Genomic DNA, 21,934 nt, shown 5'->3' with positions numbered 1-21,934 from the left:
TGGAACAACAGGACATTCGATGAGTGCCACTTCCACCTCGCCTTCCACCGCCCTGCCCTCGTCGGCCCGGCGCGCATGGATGGCCGTGCTGGCCCGCACGCCACGAGCCGATCTCGAAGCCGCGCTCGAACGCGCCTTGCGGGGAATCCCCACTCCAACGTATGACTGGCTGCGTCCGCCGGAAATCGGCCTCGCCATGGTGCGCGGGCGGATCGGCGGCAGCGGCGACCCGTTCAATCTCGGCGAAGCCACGGTCACCCGCGCCACCTTGCGTTTGCGCGCGTCGGCCGACGCTGACGCGACGGTTGGCGTGGCGTGCCATCTGGGCCGCGACCGCCGCCGCGCCGAACTGGCGGCGCTGGCAGACGCCCTCTTGCAAATGCCGGCGCATCACGCCGTCTTGCATGAGCAACTGATAGAGCCGTTAGCCGCGCAGCAGGCCGCGAAACGCGCCGGGCGGCAACAGGACGCCGCGGCCACGCGCGTCGAATTCTTCACGATGGTTCGGGGCGACTAATGGAAAACTCACAGATTGCGTTGTCTAGCGCGTTGACCGACTTAACGTCAGGTTTCGCCGATCCGGTGCACGACACCCAGGCGGTGTTTCGCACTTTGCTCGATGCGCTGTCGCGTCCGGGCACGGTCGGCGTGATCCAGAACGTGTTGCCCGAAGTGCGGGCCACGCGCGTGGAGCTTGCCGCCTTCGCCGCGCTGCTCGCACTCTGCGACTACGCGACGCCTGTGTGGCTCGCGCAACCCGATACGGCGCTCGGTTCGTCATTGCGTTTTCACACCGGCGCGCCGCTCGTCGACGAACCCGCACAAGCCGCCTTTGCCTACATCCACGACGCCGGCACGTCACCGCCGCTGGAGAGCTTCACGCTTGGCGCAGCGGAATCGCCCGAACAGTCGGTCACGCTGTTGATCCGCGTCGAAGCACTCACGGGTGGCGCGCCAATCGTGCTGAGCGGCCCGGGCATCCAGCACACCGCGACGATTGCTCCAGTCGGCCTGCCCGAACGTTTCTGGCGCGAACGCGCCGCCCTCGCTCCGCTGTTTCCCTGCGGTGTCGATTGTTATCTTGTCTGCGGCACGCGCCTGATCGGCCTGCCGCGCACAACTCAAGCGAAGGTGAACTGATGTACGTTGCCGTCAAGGGTGGAGAACGCGCGATCGAAGCGTCGTGGCGTCTGCTCGACAAGGCACGCCGCGGCGACACGCGGCTGGCCGAACTCAGCGTCGCGCAGATTCGCGAACAATTGCGCCTCGCGGTGGCGCGCGTCATGACCGAAGGTTCGGTCTACGATGAAGAACTCGCCGCACTCGCCATCAAGCAGGCCGCCGGCGATCTGGTCGAAGCGATCTTCCTGCTGCGCGCGTATCGCACCACACTGCCGCGCTTCGGCTACACGCAACCGATCGATACAGAAGCGATGCAGGTGGAACGCCGTATTTCAGCGACCTTCAAGGACGTGCCCGGCGGCCAGTTGCTGGGCGCGACTTACGATTACACGCAACGTCTGCTGGATTTCGCGCTGTTAGCGGATGGCGACACGGCGGCAAGCGCGACGTCGTCGTCTTCGAGTCGAACTGCCGGCTCTGAAGTTGAAGCCATGCCCCGCGTCGTCACCTTGCTCGACAAAGAAGGTCTGATCGAACAGGAACGCCCCACGCCGAACGCGCCGGAACCCGGCGACCTCTCGCGCGAGCCGCTCGCCTTTCCGGCAAGTCGCGCCACGCGTCTGCAAAATCTCGCGCGCGGCGACGAAGGCTTTCTGCTCGCCATGGGATACGCGACGCAGCGCGGCTATGCGCACTCGCATCCGTTCGCGGGCGAGATCCGCTTCGGCACGATCGCCGTGGAAATGGAACTCGACGAGTTGGGCGAAGCGGTTGAAATCGGCGACATCGACATAACCGAATGCCAGATGATCAATCAGTTCGCCGGCAGCGGCGCCGTGCCACCCACCTTCACGCAAGGCTACGGTCTCGCGTTCGGTCACTCGGAGCGCAAGGCAATGGCGATGGCGCTCGTGGATCGCGCATTGCGCGCCGAGGAACTCGGTGAAACGCTGGCTTCGCCCACGCAAGATATCGAATTCATGCTCTCGCATAGCGATAACGTCGAAGCGTCCGGGTTCGTGCAGCATCTGAAACTGCCCCACTACGTCGACTTTCAGTCGGAGCTGGAACTCGTGCGCCGTTTGCGCGCGCAGCACGCCGCGCAGAATCAGGATCAGGGCATCGAGCAACGCGCGGATCAAACCAACGGTCAGCAGGAGCAGGCAGCATGAACGCGCCCGACACATCCCACGCCAACGCCTCGTACGACAGCGCGGCCGACGGCTACAACTTCGCGTACCTCGACGAGCAGACCAAACGCATGCTGCGCCGCGCGTTGCTCAAGGCGGTGGCCGTGCCGGGTTATCAGGTGCCGTTCGCTTCGCGTGAAATGCCGCTGCCGTTCGGCTGGGGCACCGGCGGCATTCAGGTCACCGCGGCGATCATCGGCCGACAGGACACGCTGAAGGTGATCGATCAGGGCTCCGACGAAACCACCAACGCGGTCAATATTCGCCGTTTTTTCGCGCGCACCACCGGCGTGGCGACCACGCGCCGCACGGTCGAGGCGACGATCATCCAGACCCGTCACCGCATTCCCGAAACACCGCTCACGGACAGGCAGATTCTGGTCTATCAGGTGCCAATGCCCGAGCCGCTCTTTCGCCTCGAACCGCGCGTCGCCGAGTGCAAGAAGCTGCATGCGCTCGCCGATTACGGCCTGATCAGCGTGAAGCTCTATGAGGACATCGTGCATCACGGCAGCATCGCGACCACCTACGACTACCCGGTAATCGTCAACCACCGTTATCTGACTTCGCCTTCGCCGATTCCGAAGTTCGACAACCCGAAGATGCATATGAACCCCGCGCTGCAATTGTTCGGTGCCGGCCGCGAGCGTCGCATCCACGCGATTCCGCCTTACACGCACGTCCGCAGCCTCGACTTCGACGATCATCCGTTCGAAGTGCAGAAGTGGCAGCACGCCTGCGCGCTATGTGGTTCGACTGAGAGCTTCCTCGACGAAATGATCGTCGACGATGCGGGCGAACGCATGTTCGTCTGCTCCGACAGCGACTACTGCCACGAACGCCGCGGCGACGAAGAACCCGATTTGCCGTTGCGTGCCGCGCGCGAGGGAGAACACGCATGACGCCGCTCCTCGCCGCCCGCTCGCTCACCAAACAATACGGCGGCCGCAATGGCTGCAGAAACGTCAGCTTCGACCTGTATCCGGGCGAAGTGCTGTGCATTGTCGGCGAATCAGGCTCGGGCAAGACCACGCTGCTGAACACGCTCGCGCTCAAGACCGCGGCCGACAGCGGCTCGCTTCACTACACGGCTACTCACGGCGACCAGCTCGATCTACTCGCCTTGTCCGAACCGCGCCGCCGTTTGTTGATGCGCACCGAATGGGGTTTCGTTCAGCAGAATCCGCGCGATGGACTGCGCAGCGGCGTCTCGGCCGGCGCGAACATCGGCGAGCCGTTGATGGCCGTCGGCGCGCGCCACTATGGCGATATCCGCTACGCGGCCACGCAGTGGATGGAGCGCGTCGAACTCGATTCCTCGCGCATCGACGAATTTCCGGCGGCGTTTTCGGGCGGCATGCAGCAGCGTTTGCAGATTGCGCGCAATCTCGTCACCGGTCCAAGGCTCGTCTTCATGGACGAACCGACCGCCGGCCTCGACGTATCGGTGCAGGCGCGCCTGCTCGATCTGCTGCGCACGCTGACGTCGACGCTGCATCTGTCGGTGCTGATCGTCACGCACGATATCGGCGTCGCGCGTTTGCTCGCGCACCGGCTGATGGTCATGCAAGGCGGCGAAGTGGTCGAGGCGGGACTGACCGACCAGGTGCTCGACGATCCGCAGCACCCGTACACGCAAACGCTGGTTTCCTCGGTTCTGCCGGTTTGAGGTTCACAATGCGATCCATTGAAACAAGCACTGAAGCGCGCGCCGCCGAGCACGCATTCGTCGACAACGCGGCGCTGATGCTGCGCGCGGTCGGCATCGGCAAGACCTTTGTGTTGCACGGCCAGGGCGGAGTGCGAATCGAAGCGCTGGCGGGCGTCTCGCTCGAGATCGAGCGAGGCGAGTGCGTGGTGCTGGTCGGGCCGTCGGGCGCGGGCAAGAGCACACTGCTGCGCTGCCTGTACGGCAACTATCTGGCGACGAGCGGCTCGATTGCGATTCGCGACCTTGGAAACGACGGCGGGCCCGTATCGATCACCGGGGCTGAGCCGCACGACGTACTGCGCCTGCGCCGCAGCGTGGTCGGTTACGTGAGCCAGTTTCTGCGCGTGATTCCACGCGTGCCGACACTCACGCTCGTAGCCGAACCGCTGCTCTCGCGCGGCGTGCCGGAAGACGAAGCACGCTCGCGCGCCGCTGCGCTACTCGCCAGATTGAACGTGCCAGAAAGGCTGTGGTCGCTCGCGCCCGCCACGTTCTCAGGCGGCGAACAACAGCGCGTGAATATCGCGCGTGGTTTGATTGCCAAGCACCCGCTGCTTTTGCTCGACGAGCCCACGGCCTCACTCGACGCCGACAACCGCGACGTGGTCGCCGACCTGATCGTCGAAGCACGCGAGCGCGGCGCGGCGATCGTCGGCATCTTTCACGACGAAGACACGCGCAACAAGGTCGCCACGCGCCGCCTGGAACTGAAGCCGCCGCTGCGTCACTGAATGACACAAATCGGGCGCGCAACGGCACTACACTGACACATGCGGCCGCAGTACGCACAGCCCACACTCAAGTCTGACTGACTACGGAGCAAGTCGATGTTGATCAGGAACGCTCGCATCGTGACGCGAGACGAAGTATTCACCGGTGTGGTTCGCGTCGAAGACGGCGTGATCCGCGAAGTCGAGCGCGGCACGACCGCGGCGCGCGAAGCCGAAGATTGGGACGGCGACTATCTGTTGCCCGGCCTGATCGAACTGCACACGGACAACCTCGAGAAGCATCTCGCGCCGCGCCCGGGCGTGCAATGGAATACCGATGCGGCCTTCGTGATTCACGACGCCCAGGTGGCCGCGGCCGGCATCACCACCGTATTCGATGCGCTCGCCATCGGTTCGCGCACGAACGTAGGATTGCGGGGCCGCGATCTGCAAACGCAATGCGCCGAAGCGCTCACGCGCTTCTCCGAGCGCAAGCTGCTGCGCGCCGAACACTTTCTGCATCTGCGCTGCGAAATCGCCACCGCCGACGTGGTAGAAGTGTTCGATTCGTTGTGCGCGCATCCGTTGCTGCGGCTCGCCTCGGTAATGGATCACACGCCCGGTCAGCGTCAGTGGCACGACCGCGAGCAATGGCGCCGCTTTCAGGAACGCAACGGCAAACTGAGCGACGAACACGTGGCGACCGCGCTCACCGAACTCTCGGTCGAACAGGCACGGTACGCCGACGCGCACCGCCGCGAGATCGTGGCGCGCTGCAACCGGCTCGGCATTCCGGTGGCAAGCCACGACGACACGCTGATCGAACACGTCGAACAGGCCAAAGCCGAAGGCATCGTGCTCGCGGAGTTTCCGACCACCCGCATCGCCGCCGAAGCCGCGCGCGAGCACGGCATTTCGACCATCATGGGCGCGCCGAATATCGTGCGCGGCGGCTCGCATTCGGGCAACGTATCGGCGCTCGAACTGGCACGAGCGGACCTGCTCGACATCCTGTCGTCGGATTATGTGCCGTCGAGCCTGATGACCGCCGTGTTCGAGCTGGTCGATGAGGCCGGCTGGACGTTGCCGCGCGCAATGGCAACCGTCTCCGCCGAACCGGCGCGCACCGCCGGCTTGCACGACCGGGGCGCGATCGAACCGGGCTTGCGTGCGGACTTCGTGCGCGTAACCATGCTCGACAGGCTGCCGGTGCCGCGCGCTACATATCGCGGCGGCGCACGGATCGTTTGAAGGGAAGGCGCTCAAGACCCTGATGGCTCGCCGGACGCGCAGTCCGCGCCTGGTGCCTGGTGAGCGGGTTCAGCGCGCGGACGGCAACTGCCCCCACGCCACCAGCACCTTCTGAATTCCGCGCGCATAGGCGTCGCGCTGTTTCGGCGTTTCCGAATGGTAGGCGCCGATCGCGCGCCACGTATTGCCGTGCTTGACCATCTTCTGTTTCAGCAGCCAGGCCGCCACATACACGTTCACGCACGGATCGACCAGCGCGCGATGCGGCACCCCTTCGCGCGCGAGGTCGTCGAAGTGAATCGAGTTGATCTGCAACTGACCCACGTCGATCGAGCCATTTGCGTTCTGCCGTATCGCGCTCGCGTCGCCCTTCGATTCGTACCATGCGAGTGCCCGCAGCACCCACGGATTCACGCCCTGATAAGCCGCTGCTTCGTTGAAGCAGTCGTCGGCTGCTTGCGCGGCGCCGCATACCGACAGGCAGGCAAGTGCTGAGAAGACAATCTTCAAGGACATGACGCATCCTTCCGTTTGATAGTGATGCAGCGTGACCCGCGTCGAAGCGCCGGCCGGTTTATCTGGCCAGCGCCAGATCGATCTGCCGTTGCACCGAGTCGAGATACGCATGCGAGGCGTCGGACACGACGATCCGCACGACCGGGGCGGGCGGGCTTCTGCGCTCCTGCGCCTGCGCCGCCACATGCGTTTTCTTTCGATGCGTTACCGGCTTCACCGGCAATTCGTCATCGCCCGCGCCCGGCGGCGGCAGCATGGCCAGCGACGGCAACGGCGGATACACCTTGTCCGCCGCGGCGGGAAACGCGCCGGCGGATTGCAGGTCCGCGCCAGGCTGGCCGGCGAAGGCCGGCGCGCTGAGGAGCATGGCCAGCGCCAGCAAAATGATGCGAACGGTCACGGTGCCCTCCTTCATTGGACCGTCCTGATCGATACGCTATACGGCTGCCCCAATCCGGCGGTGCGGTTCTCGAAGTTCACCCGGGCCGCGCGCTGGGCCGGCACGCCCTTCCACACGGCCTGATTCACGTACGCGAAGTCCTGCCCCAGCGCCGTCACGAGAACGACCGTGGACTGCGGCTGCGCGGCGGCGAGTGCGCCCGCCTTCGCGAGCACGGTGGTCAGTTGCGGATCTCGCGCGCCGAGCGCGTCAGGCGGAATGTCGAAACTGAGCACCTCGTTCGGCGCCTTGTCCGTATGGGCCGCGCTCGGCGGCGGCATCTGGGCGCAGCCGGCGAGCGCGAACACGGCAGCCAGCAACCCTATCTGTCGCTTCACGGAAATCTCCCGTCGATTCATTGCTATAACGGAGTTTTCGGCAACCTCGAGGGAAAGTTGATACGGCGGAAACGCTTCACCGAAAATCAAAAAAACTTGTCTCAAGATGGGCGCAAACGATTGCTTCGACGCTCGGCGAAGCGAAAATGGAGGCAAAGTTGCCTCGTGATTCCGGCGAGAAAAAAGGAGCAGGCGCAGCAGACGGAAAGCAGATCGCAAGCAGCTGGAAAGCCGACTGGAAAGCAGGATGCGCGGTTTGGCTGCATCAGGCCGTCGGTTCGGCCTCGTGTCCTTGCGTTGCGCCCTCGTCGGCCTGCGTGTGCGCCTCGACCTGCTCGCGCCGGCGCGCTTCGAGCACATCCTGGTAACGCATATACGCGCAACGTCCGCCGGATTTAGCCGCATACATCGCCGCGTCGGCGTTGAGCAGCAATTCTTCCGCCGTGCCGCTGTCGTCGGGAAACTGGCTAATGCCGATGCTCGCGCCCACCGTCATGTTCTGCCCTTCAACCCGGACCTCTTCGTTCAGCGCCTCCATGATGCGCGAGGCGATCGCGGGCGCCGCCTCTGCCGCGCGCGGCCCTTCGATCAGCACGATGAACTCGTCGCCACCCAAACGCGCCACCAGGTCCGCGGAACAGAGCACCTGCTTCAGGCGACGCCCCACCGCGGCGAGCACCGTGTCGCCGACGGAATGGCCGAACTGGTCGTTGATCTGCTTGAAACGGTCGAGGTCGACGAACAGCACGGCGAGGCCTTCCTCTCGCCGCGTTGCTTCCTCGATCGCGCTTTCGAGCTTCTCCATGAACAGGACGCGGTTCGGCAGTCCGGTCAGTCCGTCATGCGTGGCGAGATGCACGAGTTCACGTTGCTTGGCGTGCAGCACGTCCATTTGCGATTTGATTTCGCGCCGCAGCCGGTCGAAGCAGCGCGCCAGCACGCCGATCTCGTCGGTCCGGTTGAGCGGCAGCGTAGGCATGGCGTGTTCGGCGAACAGATGCGTTGCCGCATGCGCGAGCATGTGCAGCGGCTTGGTCAGCGCGCGCGCGAACAGAATGGCGAGGAACAGCGCCAGCACACTGAAAATCAGCACCATGCGCACGATACTGTTGCCAAGCAGATTCGCGCCGGACAGGACGTCTTCGAGCGGCTTGGCGAGACCGAGCACGATGAAGCGGTTGCCCGCCAGATCACCGAAAGGCCTGCGCACGAAAGCGAGTACCTGGCCGGCGGCCTGCTTCGGCCGCGCAAGACCGTCCACCAGCACCTCACCTTGCGACTGTTCGAAGAGCGGCCTCGTGACGGAGAAACTGTCCTGCATCAGCACGCGCCGGCCCCGATCGAAGCCGAAGGTTTTCGAGGCATCCGGATGAACGAGGAAATCGCCCCATTCGTTGGCGAGGTAGACCCGATAGTCGCTCGGCAAATCGCTTTGCAGCCGTTTGAACAGCGCCTCCAGATCGATATCGATCACGACGACGCCCACCACGTCGCCATGCGCGTTCGACACAGGCGTGCCGAGCCGCAGCGTCGGCTTGCCCTGGGCTGCATGCGAGCCGTACTCATGGTTCACCGAGATCGGCGAAATGTAAATGCGGCCCGGCGCAAACGTCAGCGTGTCGAATACGTAGGCAAACTGACCTTTCTCCTGCAGGTTCTTCCCTTCGACCCGCACGAGGCCGTCCGCGTCGCGGTCGAAGCGGACCAGTTCGAGCCCATAGTGCTGGCGCGTAATCAGGCGGATTTGCAGGTACTCGAGGTGATGCACCATGAAACTGGAATACACCTGCGCCAGCCGTTCGCGGGCCGCGTTCGGGCCGACGCCGTCGTCGGTCTGCGCGATGTCCGCCGTGGACGGCATGCTCGCGAGCACCAGCGCGTCGGAGCCGACATCGTCGATCGAGGCGGAAAAGCGCTGGCCCAGCAATTCCGTCGACGTAAGCAGGCTGCGCCCGGCTTCGTTCACGAGCATTGTGCGGTTCGCGCGATACGCGTAATAGCCGGTCGCGCCTGACGCGAGCACGCCGATGCACGCGAGCAGCACGGATAATTTGAAGGTCAGCCCGGGGCGTATCATCAAAAACGCTCCGACCGGTCCCCGGACACGATTCTGGCCCACAGGTCCTCGCGCCGCTGAGTATTTTCCACCGGACCGATCCACACGATACGCGCGTTATCGCTGTTTTCCACGGGCGCCGTCAACGTATTGGCGAGTCCCTGGCGTTGTGTCAGCAATGCGCTGACGTCCGGTTCGAGCATGTAATTGATCCACGCGAGCGCAAGCGGCTGATCGGCCGCCGCGCGTGTCATCGACCAGCAATCCAGCCATGCGAGCGCGCCCTCGTCGGGAATCACATAGCCCACGTCGGCGCCCGCCCGGCGCAGCAACTCGACCTGCTGGGTGCCGTAGTTGCCGAACATCAACGCAACCTTATGCTGGATGAAAAACGCGGTCGCCTCCTCGGGCAACGTGTAATAGGTCAACAGATTGCGGCGCAGATCGACGAGTTTGTGAGCAATCGTGCGCATTTGCGCGGCATCGAGTTGAAAGGGATGGGAATAGCCCAGCGCCAACGCAGTGAACGAGAAATTGTGCTGCGCACTGTTGAAATCGAGCACCTTGCCGCGGTAACGCGGATTCCACAATTCGCGCATGGAGCGCGGCGCCACGGCGACCTGCTTGCGGTCGTAGATCAAGCCCATCGACGAGTACGTGAACGGAATGGCGTATGCCTTGCCGCCCGACGTGATGCCGCTAATCGAGGCAAGCGCCTGAAAGCGCGGCAATTGTTTTCTGGTGTTCGGCAACCTGGCGAGGTCGAGCGGCGCCAAAAGATTCGCCTCGGTATAGCGCTGGATTTCGGCGGTATTGGCGGCGAGCACGTCGAAGGGCGGCGTCCCTTTCGCATGCATCTGCGCCCATAGCGCCTCGTCGGAATCGACCAGCGTGACTTCGACGCGGGCCTTGTAACGCGCCTCGAAACGCTTCACAACGTCGGCGTCAGCGTAGCCTGGCCACGCGAGCACGCGCAGGACGTTGTCGTCGGCTTTAACCGGCGCGGCCGCACAAAGGCCGACGGAAAAAACCACGCCGGGTAGAAATGTCAAAAGTCCCAGACAAACGCTGCGACACAATAAATAGGCGCGCGCAAACACGCCGATTCGTGATTGAAAGAATCGTTTACAAACGCGCTTTTCATCTGCCGCAAACATTATGTGCATATACAACACCGTTTAGCAGAAGACCTGATGGCGAGCGTCGACGCACGGAATCGATCCGCGGACTGTCGTCCGGCGACATTCTTCAGACAGATACGCTCTGCGTGAGGCATTGGGCCGGGCGCGAGGAGCAACGATGATAGCGCTAAGAAAACCATTTTTGGTTGTCGGCTTCGCCGAGTCGAACAAATTCCTTCAAACGGGATACAGCAAGCGCGCTCATCTGCATTTAACGGCAGTTTATGCGGAATCTTTAACTCGACTACGGCCGTTTGAAACATGTGAACTCGTGAAACACGAGCGATCTGCGTCTTAACACGTAAGAGTCGCGGCTAAATTGTGCGAGGACAAACCCCGCGACACATTGCTAAAGAAACGCCGCGCGGATGCCGATAAACGTTCGCCTGCCCAGTCCGCCGCCGGCGGTCGAAGGCAGCGTCGCGCGATGCCGCGCGGCCTGTCTTCCGGGTAGTCGACGAGTCGGACAAGAAACAGACAATGCGCTTGAGCAAAACAGAATGGGTGTGGGTGGCCGTGGCGGCCGGATCGATTGCGTGCTTCGGCAGTTGGCTTCAGGGCGAAATGAATCGTGCGGCACTCGAGCGCACCCAGCGCGAAACCCAGGACATGCGCGGCACCTGCGCGGGTATGTCCGCACAGGACGCGCAGATGATGGACAAGGGCGCACTCTGGTGCGGCGAGGTCGGCGCGGAACGCGCGGATTCGCTCGCCAAGGAGTGAATCGCCGTCTTGTGCTCTGCCTGCGCGGAAGCGCGTGGGAACGTGCACCATCCGGGCAGCCGTGACAACCGCGACGTGAGGTGACGCACCCACCCACGCACGCACGCACGCACGCAAATTAGCCAACTTCATTACTGCGGCATTACGTGCGCGACACGTACGCGAGACGAGCGGACGTTGCCACCCGATCCGCATCAGCGACGCTTTCGCATCTCCACCACATTCACGCATTAGAAGCCAGCCTCTTGCGCCATCCGGTGTTTCACTAGCTACCCAATCTTTTTGAACTGATAAGCTTGGCGCGCGCTGCTGGCCGCCCCGGCTGGCAGCTTCAACCCAAGCCCGGTCGTGAGTCGCGCCGGGTGCCCCGCAGCGGCACAACCGCATGCGGGCGTATTTGAACTACACCGAGGAGTAAAACAGTGAAAAAACTGCTAGCGGCTTTGACGGTTGCTCTGCTTGCTACCGTCTCGATTGGCGCACACGCTAAAGATTGGTCGACCATCCGTTTCGGCGTTGACGCCAGCTACCCCCCGTTTGAGTCGAAGGGCTCGGACGGCAAGCTCGTTGGCTTCGATATCGACCTCGGCAATGAAATCTGCGCGCGCCTGAAGGCCAAGTGCGTGTGGGTCGAAAACGACTTCGACGGCATGATCCCGGCCCTGAAGGCGAAGAAGTTCGACGGCGTGCTGTCGTCGATGTCCATGACGCCGCAACGCGCCGAGCAGATCGCTTTCTCGAACAAACTGTTCAACACCCCGACGCGCCTCGTGGCGAAGAAGGGTTCGGGCATCCTGCCGACGGCCGACTCGCTCAAGGGCAAGACGGTTGGCGTGGAACAAGGCACGATCCAGGAAACGTACGCGAAGACGTACTGGGAAGCGAAGGGCACGAAGGTCGTGCCGTATCAGAACCAGGATCAGGTCTACGCCGACTTGCTGTCGGGCCGTCTGGACGCAGCGCTGCAAGACGCAGTGCAAGCTGAAATCGGCTTCCTGAAGACGCCGCGCGGCGCCGGCTTCGACTTCGTCGGCAAGAACCTCGACGATCCGAAGATCCTCGGCAACGGCGCAGGCATCGGCATGCGCAAGGAAGACACCGATCTGAAAGCGAAGGTCGACAAGGCAATCGCCGACATCATCAAGGACGGTACGTACAAGAAGCTCGAGAAGAAGTACTTCGACTTCGACGTGTACGGCGGCTAAGCTGGCCATGCGCGTCTGACGACGCGCCCTGCCGGTTTGCAGAAACGGGCTCCGCCACAGGCGGAGCCCGTTTCATTTACAGCGCCGCATAAAACCACACACTGCGTCATATCGGCTAAGATCGTGCGATCGAGGCGCCCGCAAAGCGCCGCCCGCCGGCCCGAGACTGACCGGCTATCAAGCAAGTTTCCCCACTGTTATCAACGAGATAGCGCGGCACGCCCAGTTGGCCGCGGATTTGAAAACCATGCAAACCCAAACCCATCCGCTGATTGCTCCGACGCTCGGCACCGCCCGCAACCTGACGAGTTTCCACTACGGTCCGGGCGGCGGCCAGAAGATTTACATCCAGTCGTCGCTGCACGCCGACGAACTGCCCGGCATGCTGGTCTCGTGGGCACTGCGCCGCAAGCTGACGGCGCTGGAAGCGGCCGGCAAGATTCGCGGCGAAGTCGTGATCGTGCCGGTGGCCAATCCGATCGGCCTGAATCAGCACTTTCTCGGCCATCTGACCGGGCGTTTCGAAACCAACACGGCGCAGAACTTCAACCGCAATTTCCACGATCTGTCGGCGCTGGTGCAGCCGGTGATCGAGTCGCGCCTGACTGACAATCTCGACGCAAACCGCACGGCGATCCGCACGGCCATGCGCGAGGCGCTCGACGCGCAAACGCCGCAGACCGAACTCGAATCGCAGCGCCTCGCGCTGCAAAAGCTTTCATACGACGCCGACGTCGTGCTCGATCTGCATTGCGACTGGGAAGCGGCGATGCACCTCTACACGAACCCGGACCTGTGGCCGGAAGTCGAGCCGCTCGCCTGCTACCTGGACGCCAAGGCATCGCTGCTCGCGCTCAATTCGGTGGGCAATCCGTTCGACGAAATTCACAGCTTCTGCTGGTCGGATCTGCGTGGCCGCTACGGCGACCGCTTCCCGATTCCGAACGGCTCGATCTCGGTCACGATCGAACTCCGCGGCCAGCGCGAAGTGTCGTACGAGTACGCCGAGCATGACGCGCAGGCGATCATCGAATACCTGACCTCGCGTGGCGTGATCGACGGCACGGCTGCCGCGCTGCCGCCGCTCGAATTCGCCGCCACGCCGCTCGCCGGCGCCGAGCCGATCGTCGCACCGATCAGCGGCGTGCTGGTGTATCGCTGTGAAGTGGGCACATGGGTCGACGTGGGTCATGAGATCGCCGATATCGTCGATCCGCTGACGGAGCAAGTCGTCACGCTCAAGAGCAGCGTGGCCGGCGTGCTGTACGCACGGCATTTGACGCGCTTTGCGACGGCCGGTCTGGAATTCGCGCGCATTGCCGGTGCGAAGGCGTTCCGCAGCGGCTCGCTGCTGAGCAACTAAGGCAAAAATCTCGCTCGTGCCGCCTTATCGCGCGGCACGACCGCGAGAGTTCGAGCCACAATGCAAATCGCCCGCTGAAACAGCGGGCGATTTGCATTTATGCGGCATCAGTCAAACCATGCTCAGAAAGCCGGGATGATCGCGCCTTTGAATTGCGTATCGATGTACTTGCGCACTTCGTCCGATTCGTACGCCGCCACCAGCTTCTTCACCCACGGCTGATTGCGGTCCTGCTCGCGCACCGCGATCAGATTCGCGTACGGGCCTTTCAGGTCTTCGATCGCGATTGCGTCTTTGGTCGGCTGCAGGCCGGCCTTGACCGCGTAATCGGTATTGATCGAAGCCGCGTCGAGGTCGCCGAGCGCACGCGGCAATTGCGCGGCATCGAGTTCCACCAGCTTGATCTTCTTCGGATTTTCAGCGACATCGAGCGGTGTCGCGTTCACGCCGTTCGTGCCGACGCCCGGCTTCAACTTGATCACACCGTACTTCTGCAAAAGCAGCAGCGCGCGATTGCCGTTGGACGGGTCATTCTGGATGCCGACCTTCGCGCCTTCCGGCAAGTCCTTGAGCGACTTGAGTTTCTTCGAATAGAAGCCCATCGGCGACACATAGGTCAGGCCGACGTTGACGATCTTGTAGCCGCGCTGCTTGATCTGACTGTCGAGAAACGGCTGGTGCTGAAAGCCGTTGGCGTCGAGGTCGCCCGCGTCGAGCGCAGCGTTCGGCTGCACATAATCGTTGAATTCGATGACTTTGACGTTCAGACCTTCGCGCGCCGCCACTTTCGTCACGACCGACCAGATTTGCGCGTCCGGGCCGCTCATCGTGCCGATCTTGAGTTGTTTGTCGTCCGCGTGCGCGAACGTGGCCGTCAGCGAAAAGGCGGCGATGGCGAGCAGGTTCTGGAGGATTGTCCGGCGTTGCATGCGTCTTCCTACATGTGATGTGTTGGTAGGCGCGCATCGTCGCATGCGGCTGCGACGGCGGAAAACCAATCGTTTTTCACACGCTTATACGCACGAGCGGGAAAAAGCTTATACGCGCGTGCCCTGCTCGATTTCAGTTGGCGAAGCTATGTGAGTGTCGCGCTCACGCGACAGATTCGGAAAATAAGCAAAGCTGTCACATACCTTACTCTGCGTTCCCTTAAATTTCGGGCCATCGCACGACCCGGCCAAAGAGCCCGGCGTCGCGATCGCTTAATTTTTAATCGGAGAAAGTCTTGAACAAAAAAGTATTTGCCGCCGCTACTCTCGCCGTCTTCGCCTCCGCTGCTCACGCGCAAAGCAGTGTCACCCTGTACGGCCTGATCGACGCCGGTATCAGCTACGTGAACAACTCGAAGACCGCAACGGGCCACGACAACCTCTTCAAGTACGACGACGGCGTCGCACAAGGCAGCCGTTGGGGCCTGCGCGGCACGGAAGACCTGGGTGGCGGCCTGAAGGCGCTGTTCGTGTTGGAGAACGGATTTAACAGCGGCAACGGCACGCTCGGCCAGGGCGGCGCGCTGTTCGGCCGTCAAGCGTTTGTCGGTCTGTCGCAGAACGGCGTCGGCTCGCTGACGTTCGGCCGTCAGTACTCGTTTTCGACGGACTATCTGGGCGGCAACTACTCGACCGGCGGCCAGACCGTCGCGGGTAACTACGCTTACCATATCAACGACGTCGACCAGTTGACGTCGAGCCGTATCAACAACGCAGTCAAGTTCAGCAGCGCGAATTTCGCGGGCCTGACCTTCGGCGCGATGTACGGCTTCTCGAACCAGGCTGGCGCATTCGCAGGCGCGCCGGCAACCGGCACGACCGCTGCACCGGTCGCGGGTTCGTCGCGCGCTTACAGCTTCGGCTTGAACTACGCAAACGGCCCGTTCGGCGTTGGCGCGGCATACACGGACATCCGGTATCCGGGTCAGGCAACCCCGACGTTCTCGACGGCCATGGCCAACGTGACGACGGGCACGGTCCGCGATCTGCGCACGTTCGGCGTGGGCGGCCGCTACTCGATCGGCGCGGCGACGCTGTGGGCGTTGTATACGAACACGCGCTTCGAACCGATCTCGGGCAGCTCGACGACGTTCACCGCGTACGAAGCGGGCGCGAAGTACGCGTTCACGCCGGCACTGACGGCAGGCGCGGGCTACACGTACATGCACCTGAGCGACGCGAGCACCGGCCACTGGAACCAGGTGGACCTGAGCGTCGACTACGCGCTGAGCAAGCGTACGGACGTGTATGCACTGGGTATCTATCAGATCGCTGCCGGCCGCAACAAGGGCCAGGATCTGCAGGCGCAGATCGGTTCGAGCACGAGCTACTTCAGCACGTCGGGCACGGGGTCGGACAACCAGCTGGCGTTCCGCGTCGGTATCCGTCATAAGTTCTAAGCGGGTTTCTCTCTGCAGGGAACGCGAATTCCTTGCTGGATTGAGAGTCTGGAAAAACGCCCTGCGGGGCGTTTTTCTTTTGGGACGACACAAGGACGTTCGCCGTACCCCACACACCACCCCACTTCTTCTTTAGATGCAAAAAACCGCTTGACTATCTATCTAGTAGTAGATAAAGTTCGCTCATGGAAACGACCCCGACAGTCCGCGAGCAGATTCTCGATCACGCCATCACGTTGATGATGCAGCGTGGCTACAACGGTTTCAGCTACCGCGACCTGTCCGAACTGGTCGGCGTCAAGACTTCGAGCATCCACTACTATTACCCGTCGAAAGACGATCTGGTGCTGGAGGCGGTCAACGAATACAGCAAGGAAGTGCTAGCTGCGCTGCACGCAATCGACGCCAAACTGCCGGCCAATACGAAGCTCAGCAAGTACACCCGGCTGTTTGGCAAAACGCTCGGCGACGGCGACCAGATTTGTCTGTGCGGCATGCTGGCGTCGGATATCGCGTCGTTGCCGGAGAACATTCGTGAGGCGATTCAGGCGTTTTTCAAAGCCAACGAAAAGTGGCTGGCGCAAGTGCTCGCACAAGGCGCGCAGGAGCGCACGCTGGTAGTGAACGGCAAGCCCGAGGCCGCCGCGCGTGCGCTGTACGCCGCGTATCAAGGCAGTGTGCTAGCAAGCCGGTTGTTCGGAACGAAGGCCCGGCTGGAAGATGTAGAAGCATCGTGGAAGAAATCGCAGTAGAGCTGTTACGGAGGTGGGCATCCGCCTCTTTATTTTTATCTTGCAGTCTACCTATAAGTAGATAGACTGCAAGCATGAGTTACCGGCGCGGATCACGCGTCCTTTTTTAGCCTCATTTATCTATCTAGTAGTAGATACCCAACTGAAGGAGTTGACCATGACCAAGATCGACAACGTGCTGTACCGCGCTCACGCCAAGGCAACCGGTGGCCGTGACGGCCGCGCCGTGGTGCCCGAAGGCAACCTCGACCTGAAGCTGACCACGCCGAAGCAACTCGGCGGTGCCGGTGGCGAGGGCACCAATCCTGAGCAACTGTTCGCGGCCGGCTACAGCGCGTGCTTCGTCGGTGCGATGAAGTTCGTCGCCGCGCGCGAGCGCATCGCGATTCCCGCTGACGTTTCCGTCGAGGGCAGCGTCGGCATCGGCGCGATCCCGAATGGCTTCGGAATCGAAGTGGAGTTGAAGATCTCGCTGCCCGGCATGGCGCAAGACGCGGCGCAGGCGCTCGTCGACAAGGCGCACATCGTGTGTCCGTATTCGAACGCTACGCGCAACAACATCGCCGTCACGCTCACGCTCGTCTAATCCCAAGCCCTCTTCCTGACTATTGCGCTCACCGGAGTTCATCATGATCAAGTTCGTCCCCGTGCTGCTGGCCTCTGCCCTCGCCTTCGGTTCCGCTTTTGCGGCAAGCCCCGCTGCACAAGCCACCCCCGACCGCTTAACGTCCGGCTTGCTGAGTGCGCTGAACAGCGGCAAGGGTCCCGCGATCAATACCTTGCCGCCTGCCCAGGCACGGCAAGTTCTGGTCGATGCACAGAACGGCGTGAAAGTCGATCTGTCGGGTATCGACGTCTCCAATCGCACCATCGAGCAGGACGGCATCAGCGTGCCGCTGACGATCGTCCGTCCGCACGGCGCAAGCGGAACGTTGCCCGTGTTCATGATCTTCCACGGTGGCGGCTGGATACTCGGCGACTTCCAGACTCACGAGCGTCTGGTGCGCGATCTGGTGGTGCAATCGGGCGCCGTCGCGGTCTTCGTGAACTACACGCCTTCGCCGGAGGCTCGCTATCCGGTCGCGATCAACCAGGGCTATGCCGCCACGAAGTGGGTTGCCGCGCACGGCGACGAAATCGGCGTGGACGGCAATCGCCTCGCCGTGGTCGGCAACAGCGTCGGCGGCAACATGGCCGCGGTGGTGAGCCTGATGGCGAAAGACAAGCAAGGCCCGGCAATCCGCTTCCAGGGATTGATGTGGCCCGTCACGGACAATAATTTCAACGACGGCTCGTACAATCAGTTCCAGCAAGGCCACTTTCTGACCCGGCCGATGATGAAGTGGTTCTGGGACGCCTACACGAAAGATCCGAAGCAGCGCAACGAGATCTATGCGTCGCCGCTGCGCGCAACGACGGAGCAGTTGAAAGGCTTGCCGCCGGCGCTGATTCAGGTCGCCGAATCCGACGTGCTGCGTGACGAAGGCGAAGCTTACGGCCGCAAGCTCGACGCAGCCGGTGACGAAGTGGCCACCGTCCGTTACGACGGCACGATTCACGACTTCGGGTTGCTCAACGCGCTGGCCGAAGATGCGCCGACCAAAGCGGCCACGCGGCAACTCGCTAACGAACTGAAGCAACGTCTGCAGTAAGGCCCGCAGTAAAGCCTTTGGCAAGCGGCTGCGGCGCGGGTATCGTCGATACTCGCGCCGCGGCTGATCCGGCTCGCACGCTATGCGGTATCGTGCTGGTTCCGGTCATCCGACCATGCCGACGCCAGGGAGCAGCACGCCATGACCACCACGCCGCAGACCATTGAAATCGAAACCGCACCGAATCCTGAATTTGCCGTGATCCTGCTGCATGGTCTCGGTGCCGACGCCAACGACTTCGTGCCGCTGGTGCCGGAATTGCGTCTCGCCAATGAACCCGCCGTGCGTTTCGTGTTTCCCAACGCGCCGGAGATGGCGGTGACCGCGAACAACGGCTACGTGATGCGCGCGTGGTACGACATCCGCTCGTTCCAGTCGATCGAGCGCCAGGTCGACGAGGCGGGCATCGAAGCGTCTTGCGCATCCGTGCGGCAACTGATCGCCGGGCAGAACGAGCGCGGCATTCCGACCTCGAAAATATTTCTCGCCGGCTTTTCGCAGGGTGGCGCGATGACATACACAGTGGGGCTCACGCATCCGGCGACGCTTGGCGGGTTGATCGTCATGTCAGGTTACTTGCCCTCCAGAGCCTTTATCCAGCGTCACCTCGCACCCGCGAACCACGCAACGCCGATCTTTGCCGCGCACGGCGAATACGACGAGGTATTGCCGATCCAGCTCGGCGAGGCCGCGCGCGACTTTGCGCTGGCGCAGGGCAACAAGGTCGAATGGCATGCCTATCCGATGGAACATTCCGTGTGCGGTGAAGAAGTCGCCGCACTGCGCGAGTGGCTCGGTGCGCGTATCGCGGCACTGGCGTAGAGCGCCGGGCGCGCCGAACTCTTTCAGAATCTTGCGGCGGCAGCGGCCGGTCGCCCGCACCGCCTCGCGATCCACCTGACGGACGTCAAGAAATCCCGCACCTTTAGGCATTTGAAGTCTGGTACGCTGCGCCCTTTGCTACCGCTTGAATTGGACTCGATGGAAACCCCTTTCAATGATCGTGGCGTGTCGGTCACGCGCAATGCACTCTCGGCCGCCGGTCAGGTCTTTCCGCTGCGCGATATCGTGAGCGTGCAGGTCGTCACCGTGCAGAAGAACAAGGCCTTGCCACTCGCGATTTCGCTCGTCGGCCTCGCCGGCGCTATTGTCGGCGGGATATTGCGCTCGCCAGTCGGCATGGTGTGCGGCACGATGCTGGCCGTGGTCGGCTGGCTCACCTGGGCGACTCAGGACATCACCCATCGCCTGATGGTGCAAACCGCGAATGGCGAGCGCGAAGCGCTGATGAGCACCGATCGTGATTTCGTCGAGCGCGTCGGCGCGGCCGTGAACGAAGCCAAAAGCACAGCCGCCACGCCGAAGGTCTGACGGCGCGCTCAGCCACGCGCCGCGCCGCACGGGGCAAGCGTGGGGCAGATGGCCCACGTGGGCCACACGCCGCGCAGCGGCAAATTGCCACCCGCCGTGTTAACACAATTTTGATTCGCCGCGCAGCAGCTTTTGCGCGCCGTTGAGGCGCGCGTGGTTAGAGTGAGCTGGTGTCAACAACGCGCCGCCCGCCGGGTCGGCGCAATCACGATGCTCACTTTCGTTGCAACGTCCGATCCCTCCGCCACGCGCAACTCGCGCACGCCGCGCATGGCGCGCCGCACGCATGTGGTCGTGCCGCTCGTCATTATCGAAGTCACCGTGCCCGGCACCTCGTCGGCCAATGGGCGGCGCGCGCTACACGCCGCGCTCGGCGAAGATCTGCGTCTCTATGTCGTCACCGTCGATCAGCAACGCGAGCGCGTGACGTTTCGCGTGGAAGTGACCTCCCGCACCCTCGACGACGTGATCGGCCTGCTGACCGCCGCGCTCGATCGCGCTACGCTTGGCCGCGCGCAGGCAACCGTGATCCGTCGTCCGCGCGAACATTGACGTAGATCGAAACTTGCATGCGCCGCTTTCCCGCCGCATGCAAACCTTCACACATCTTTGCAATTGCGCTCGAGTGGCCATGTAGAGTCGCCGCTCCTGTTATTGCGTGTTCCTTCCCGCAGGCCTGCACGCGTCGCGGTTTCACTGTCCACGCAGGGGCAATCCAGTGAGATTGCTCCCGCGTGTTGTCCGCCTCGCGGCTCGCGATGCCTCGCCTTCGTCAGGGACCGCCTTTTTGCAAAGCGTAATCTATGCTCCTGTCGTCTCCTGGCGCCCCGCGCCGGCATTTGCGCCTCAGCGGGCGCCGTTCTGGCGCGGCCGCGCTCGTCATCACTGCCGCGCTCGTCGCGCTAAGCGGCTGCGCTGTCACCTTCCCCACTCCCACGCCGCCTGCGCCCGCTGCCACGCTGCTCAACGGCGGCAACGACGGCCTGCTGATTCCGCTGCAGGTGGATCGCGCCGACAGGGACCAGGCGCGCCTCGGCTTGCCGATCCAACTCGACGGCAAGGCGGTCTACATGGCACTCGACACGGGCACGCAAGGCGTGCGCGTGCTGAAGTCGGTCTTGCCCGCCACCGCCTATCCGAACGCCGGGCCGGTGAGTTCGCTGCCGTTGACGAACGGCGCACAGGTCTCCGGCGCCGCCGTGAAAATACCGATGAGCATTGCGGGGACGAAGCCGGCGCAGATCGACGCGCAAGCCGTGGACGTGGTGAATTGCCAGTCCACCTCACGGCACTGTGTGGGCATGGACGGTTATACCGCTGAATTCGGCTGGGCGTTTTCCGGTCTATTCGGCATCGGCGCGGCGCAACCGGACGACACCTGCTGCACCCAGCCGCTGCGTGCTCTGCCCGGCAATATCGGCCAACGCTACCTGGTGCATGCGAACTTCGCGAAACCTTTCCTCGTGCTGAGTCCGTCGAACGCAATCACGAAGGACTACACGATGGTGCCGATGACCGTCTTGCAGGACGGCACGACGCAATGGCCGAGAGGTTGCGTCAACGTGGGCGACAAAATGACGTTTTGCGCGCCGCTGGTGTTCGCCACGGCCAGCAGCGACATGATCCGCATCGAAATGGACAAGGCGCCGAACTGGACCGGCGACGACGACATCGGCAAGGTGCTCAACCAGGGCAACTACAATGCGGCCGTGGGCTCGGGCAAATGGGTGCATCGCTATGAAGGCGCGCAGGTCACGATCGTCAAGGCGAAACCGGGCGCCGACCGTATCGTGATCGGCCTGATGGGCATGCAGAATATCGACGTGCTGTTCGACTTCCCGCACGGCCAGATAGGCCTGCGTGCCGCACGCGAGGTCGAGAAGCTCGCGCAGTAAGCGCCGCGGTGGCGAGAGCCACTGCCACAGCCAGCGAAATGAAAAGGCCGCACGACACACCATCGCGCGG

Annotated in this window: 24 protein-coding genes; 18 read left to right on the top strand and 6 right to left on the bottom strand. The window is 63.0% G+C overall.

Going from position 1 to position 21,934, the window contains the following annotated elements:
* The first annotated feature begins 19 nt into the window (after nucleotides 1–19).
* From phnG to P0D68_RS21760, 7 genes are all read left to right on the top strand, one after another.
* Nucleotides 20–517 carry a phosphonate C-P lyase system protein PhnG gene (phnG, locus tag P0D68_RS21790; RefSeq protein ID WP_091802759.1) on the top strand — a complete coding sequence of 166 codons (498 nt, stop codon included), beginning with the start codon at nucleotides 20–22 and terminating at the stop codon, nucleotides 515–517.
* A complete protein-coding gene (phnH, locus tag P0D68_RS21785) occupies nucleotides 517–1,140 on the top strand; it encodes a phosphonate C-P lyase system protein PhnH (protein ID WP_408299661.1) in 624 nt (207 codons plus the stop codon). Before phnG ends, phnH begins: the two co-directional genes overlap by 1 nt.
* A complete protein-coding gene (locus tag P0D68_RS21780; RefSeq protein WP_408299659.1) occupies nucleotides 1,140–2,294 on the top strand; it encodes a carbon-phosphorus lyase complex subunit in 1,155 nt (384 codons plus the stop codon). Before phnH ends, P0D68_RS21780 begins: the two co-directional genes overlap by 1 nt.
* The gene (locus P0D68_RS21775) at nucleotides 2,291–3,214 is read left to right on the top strand and encodes an alpha-D-ribose 1-methylphosphonate 5-phosphate C-P-lyase PhnJ (RefSeq protein ID WP_408299657.1); all 924 of its coding nucleotides are present in this window, start codon (nucleotides 2,291–2,293) and stop codon (nucleotides 3,212–3,214) included. Before P0D68_RS21780 ends, P0D68_RS21775 begins: the two co-directional genes overlap by 4 nt.
* Entirely contained in the window at nucleotides 3,211–3,981 is a 771-nt protein-coding gene (gene phnK / locus P0D68_RS21770; protein WP_408299655.1) for a phosphonate C-P lyase system protein PhnK, read from the top strand. Before P0D68_RS21775 ends, phnK begins: the two co-directional genes overlap by 4 nt.
* 8 nt (nucleotides 3,982–3,989) lie before the next feature.
* Nucleotides 3,990–4,754 carry a phosphonate C-P lyase system protein PhnL gene (gene phnL / locus P0D68_RS21765; protein WP_408299653.1) on the top strand — a complete coding sequence of 255 codons (765 nt, stop codon included), beginning with the start codon at nucleotides 3,990–3,992 and terminating at the stop codon, nucleotides 4,752–4,754.
* Nucleotides 4,755–4,850: 96 nt separating this feature from the next.
* The gene (locus P0D68_RS21760; RefSeq protein WP_408299651.1) at nucleotides 4,851–5,984 is read left to right on the top strand and encodes an alpha-D-ribose 1-methylphosphonate 5-triphosphate diphosphatase; all 1,134 of its coding nucleotides are present in this window, start codon (nucleotides 4,851–4,853) and stop codon (nucleotides 5,982–5,984) included.
* Between the two features lie 69 nt (nucleotides 5,985–6,053).
* Here P0D68_RS21760 and P0D68_RS21755 read toward each other — a convergent pair whose 3' ends face one another.
* The 5 genes from P0D68_RS21755 to P0D68_RS21735 all read right to left on the bottom strand — a co-directional run bounded on the left by P0D68_RS21755 (nucleotide 6,054) and on the right by P0D68_RS21735 (nucleotide 10,499).
* Complete coding sequence (locus P0D68_RS21755; protein WP_408182226.1) at nucleotides 6,054–6,500, bottom strand: lytic transglycosylase domain-containing protein; 447 nt, start codon at nucleotides 6,498–6,500, stop codon at nucleotides 6,054–6,056.
* A 58-nt stretch (nucleotides 6,501–6,558) separates the two neighbouring features.
* Nucleotides 6,559–6,900, bottom strand: coding sequence for a hypothetical protein (locus tag P0D68_RS21750; RefSeq protein ID WP_408299649.1), 342 nt, complete (start codon nucleotides 6,898–6,900; stop codon nucleotides 6,559–6,561).
* A gap of 11 nt (nucleotides 6,901–6,911) precedes the next feature.
* Entirely contained in the window at nucleotides 6,912–7,220 is a 309-nt protein-coding gene (locus P0D68_RS21745) for a hypothetical protein (RefSeq protein ID WP_408299690.1), read from the bottom strand.
* A gap of 322 nt (nucleotides 7,221–7,542) precedes the next feature.
* Complete coding sequence (locus P0D68_RS21740) at nucleotides 7,543–9,354, bottom strand: diguanylate cyclase domain-containing protein (protein WP_408299647.1); 1,812 nt, start codon at nucleotides 9,352–9,354, stop codon at nucleotides 7,543–7,545.
* Nucleotides 9,354–10,499, bottom strand: a complete 1,146-nt coding sequence (locus P0D68_RS21735) for an ABC transporter substrate-binding protein (RefSeq protein WP_408299645.1) — start codon at nucleotides 10,497–10,499, stop codon at nucleotides 9,354–9,356. Before P0D68_RS21735 ends, P0D68_RS21740 begins: the two co-directional genes overlap by 1 nt.
* A gap of 495 nt (nucleotides 10,500–10,994) precedes the next feature.
* On the opposite strand from P0D68_RS21735, the gene P0D68_RS21730 reads away from it, so the two are divergent.
* The 3 genes from P0D68_RS21730 (at nucleotide 10,995) to P0D68_RS21720 (ending at nucleotide 13,805) form a co-directional block, all read left to right on the top strand.
* Nucleotides 10,995–11,237 carry a hypothetical protein gene (locus P0D68_RS21730; RefSeq protein ID WP_091802790.1) on the top strand — a complete coding sequence of 81 codons (243 nt, stop codon included), beginning with the start codon at nucleotides 10,995–10,997 and terminating at the stop codon, nucleotides 11,235–11,237.
* A gap of 422 nt (nucleotides 11,238–11,659) precedes the next feature.
* Complete coding sequence (locus P0D68_RS21725) at nucleotides 11,660–12,442, top strand: ABC transporter substrate-binding protein (protein WP_091802793.1); 783 nt, start codon at nucleotides 11,660–11,662, stop codon at nucleotides 12,440–12,442.
* A 247-nt stretch (nucleotides 12,443–12,689) separates the two neighbouring features.
* On the top strand, nucleotides 12,690–13,805 hold the full coding sequence (locus tag P0D68_RS21720; protein WP_091808806.1) for a succinylglutamate desuccinylase/aspartoacylase family protein: 1,116 nt from the start codon (nucleotides 12,690–12,692) through the stop codon (nucleotides 13,803–13,805).
* A gap of 122 nt (nucleotides 13,806–13,927) precedes the next feature.
* On the opposite strand, the gene P0D68_RS21715 is transcribed toward P0D68_RS21720, so the two are convergent.
* Nucleotides 13,928–14,734: a MetQ/NlpA family ABC transporter substrate-binding protein gene (locus tag P0D68_RS21715; protein ID WP_091802796.1), complete on the bottom strand. Its 807-nt coding sequence runs from the start codon at nucleotides 14,732–14,734 to the stop codon at nucleotides 13,928–13,930.
* Nucleotides 14,735–15,030: 296 nt separating this feature from the next.
* Here P0D68_RS21715 and P0D68_RS21710 point away from each other — a divergent pair, with 296 nt between their 5' ends.
* The 8 genes from P0D68_RS21710 (at nucleotide 15,031) to P0D68_RS21675 (ending at nucleotide 21,864) form a co-directional block, all read left to right on the top strand.
* Nucleotides 15,031–16,194 carry a porin gene (locus tag P0D68_RS21710; protein ID WP_091802799.1) on the top strand — a complete coding sequence of 388 codons (1,164 nt, stop codon included), beginning with the start codon at nucleotides 15,031–15,033 and terminating at the stop codon, nucleotides 16,192–16,194.
* Nucleotides 16,195–16,379: 185 nt separating this feature from the next.
* Entirely contained in the window at nucleotides 16,380–16,946 is a 567-nt protein-coding gene (locus tag P0D68_RS21705) for a TetR/AcrR family transcriptional regulator (protein ID WP_091802805.1), read from the top strand.
* Between the two features lie 157 nt (nucleotides 16,947–17,103).
* Entirely contained in the window at nucleotides 17,104–17,532 is a 429-nt protein-coding gene (locus P0D68_RS21700; protein WP_408299641.1) for an organic hydroperoxide resistance protein, read from the top strand.
* 46 nt (nucleotides 17,533–17,578) lie between these two features.
* Entirely contained in the window at nucleotides 17,579–18,598 is a 1,020-nt protein-coding gene (locus P0D68_RS21695; protein WP_408299688.1) for an alpha/beta hydrolase, read from the top strand.
* A 141-nt stretch (nucleotides 18,599–18,739) separates the two neighbouring features.
* Entirely contained in the window at nucleotides 18,740–19,420 is a 681-nt protein-coding gene (locus P0D68_RS21690; RefSeq protein ID WP_408299639.1) for an alpha/beta hydrolase, read from the top strand.
* A gap of 159 nt (nucleotides 19,421–19,579) precedes the next feature.
* Entirely contained in the window at nucleotides 19,580–19,969 is a 390-nt protein-coding gene (locus P0D68_RS21685) for a DUF6232 family protein (RefSeq protein WP_091802814.1), read from the top strand.
* 210 nt (nucleotides 19,970–20,179) lie between these two features.
* Nucleotides 20,180–20,521, top strand: coding sequence for a hypothetical protein (locus P0D68_RS21680; protein ID WP_408299637.1), 342 nt, complete (start codon nucleotides 20,180–20,182; stop codon nucleotides 20,519–20,521).
* 251 nt (nucleotides 20,522–20,772) lie between these two features.
* Nucleotides 20,773–21,864 carry a hypothetical protein gene (locus tag P0D68_RS21675; RefSeq protein ID WP_408299635.1) on the top strand — a complete coding sequence of 364 codons (1,092 nt, stop codon included), beginning with the start codon at nucleotides 20,773–20,775 and terminating at the stop codon, nucleotides 21,862–21,864.
* The last annotated feature ends 70 nt before the right edge of the window (nucleotides 21,865–21,934 follow it).

Origin of the sequence: Paraburkholderia sp. RL17-380-BIE-A (assembly GCF_046028085.1) — a bacterium.
Taxonomy (GTDB): domain Bacteria; phylum Pseudomonadota; class Gammaproteobacteria; order Burkholderiales; family Burkholderiaceae; genus Paraburkholderia.
Note: the sequence above shows the minus strand (reverse complement) of the source record. Positions and strands in the feature narration are given on the sequence as shown.